Annotated in this window: 2 protein-coding genes; one reads left to right on the top strand and one right to left on the bottom strand. The window is 45.6% G+C overall.

The window, feature by feature from the left end:
* On the top strand, positions 1–190 hold a 190-nt coding region (locus BIY37_RS13725), incomplete at its 5' end, for a hypothetical protein (protein WP_230402387.1).
* Between the two features lie 358 nt (positions 191–548).
* Here BIY37_RS13725 and BIY37_RS00090 read toward each other — a convergent pair.
* Positions 549–1,493, bottom strand: a 945-nt coding sequence (locus BIY37_RS00090; protein WP_230402386.1) for a restriction endonuclease, incomplete at its 5' end; no start/stop codon positions are given.

Here is a 1,493-nt window from a genome sequence, read left to right as displayed (position 1 = left end):
AACCCGGCGAAAGATGCTGGGCAGTCTGCTGGTTGGCGCTGGTGTCTTGCTAACTGCCTGCAGGCTGACCTTCCCCGGCCAATACGCCAGTAAGAAAGGCAAAGTCTTGCTCAGGAGCATGCCCGTCATTTCTTCGGGTCTTAAGGGGCCCGTCCATTTCCCAATACGTCCCTTTAGGGAATCGGTCTAATTAGTACAATCCATTTTCTTTGTAAAATGATGGTGTAAAAGATAAGTTATGCATTATTCCGCTACGATGACTCAGGAAAATTATGAATCGCCTGAATCATCCGTTCCAACAATACTCGCCGATGGAAACGGGGTTCCTTCGCCATTTCGCGAATAGCATTTTCCCCTCAGGGAGCATAAAGGATCTCCCATTCTCTTCCGTGCAGCGGTTTCGTTCAACACCGCTCATCGCCCGCGCTCACGAAACGCTAAATTAAAGGCCGACTCAAAGTACATAAACCAACTTCAAAAAAAGCCAAGGTGAGCGTCGGGTGCATACGCTTATTAGGCAGCCATTGGCTTTAACACATGTTTGCGCGCTAAGTGAACTCCTCAAAAAACTTCCTGTCCACATCATAAGCCGTTTTCGTTGTAAGTCCAAGTTCTAACTCTTCAAACATCGTAACTAATTTTTGTGCGTCAACCAATTCAATGGGAGGAACACCTTCGCGTAAGGCTTCCTTGCGGGCATCCGCCGTAAATGTACTGGTCGTAATAAAGATACCTTTATCGGTTCTGCCAGCCATTGCACCCCGAAGGTCACGGATTTGTGAAACGGTTACTGCCGTGTTGGCCTGATACCGCTTACTCTGAAAAACAACTTGCATGCTCAACAAAGGATTAATTTGCAAAAGCCCTTTCCCATCAATACCACCGTCTCCGCTTCTGCCCGTAACTTCAACTTGTTGAAAACCCGACTCGCGCAGCAACCTTTGGCATAATTTCTCAAAACCTGCCGGCGACAGGCTACGAATTATATCCAATAATTCTGTCCGGTAATCTCTGGAAGTGGTCAAACTGGTATCGGCAGGGGCAATAGTTTCTTCGATGGCTTGAGTAAGATTTTCTTCTGTAGAGGCTGTTTTATTTTTAAACTGCTTCTGTACCCCCTGACAAATCTTCAAAGCTTTTTTATCGGTAATGTTGGCATTAAGACCTTTTTCCGTTAAGCTCCAAACTCCACGTTTGGAAGCGTCAATATACCCTGCTTTTGCCAAATAAAATTTAGCCCAAGCTACTTGATTATCTAAACGAGAAGTACCGCTATTTAACTGCTCGTCCAATTCCTCGTCGGATAACTGCAAATTTTTGGCTATTAGCTCCCGTACTTCGGGCGGGGTGCCTGAATTACCGAGGTCTTTTAAGGCTGAAATGACGCGCGGAAAATACTTGATGAATTGCGGCCCAGCCATGAAAATCTCTCCTGAAATCTTGTAACTATTCAGCGAAACGGATGGTGAGAGAGAATATTTTCTCAGAATAGT

The sequence above is a fragment of the Candidatus Brocadia sapporoensis genome, assembly GCF_001753675.2.
Classification (GTDB): domain Bacteria; phylum Planctomycetota; class Brocadiia; order Brocadiales; family Brocadiaceae; genus Brocadia; species Brocadia sapporoensis.
The sequence above is the reverse complement of the archived record's forward strand: the minus strand, read 5'-3'. Positions and strand labels throughout refer to the sequence as shown.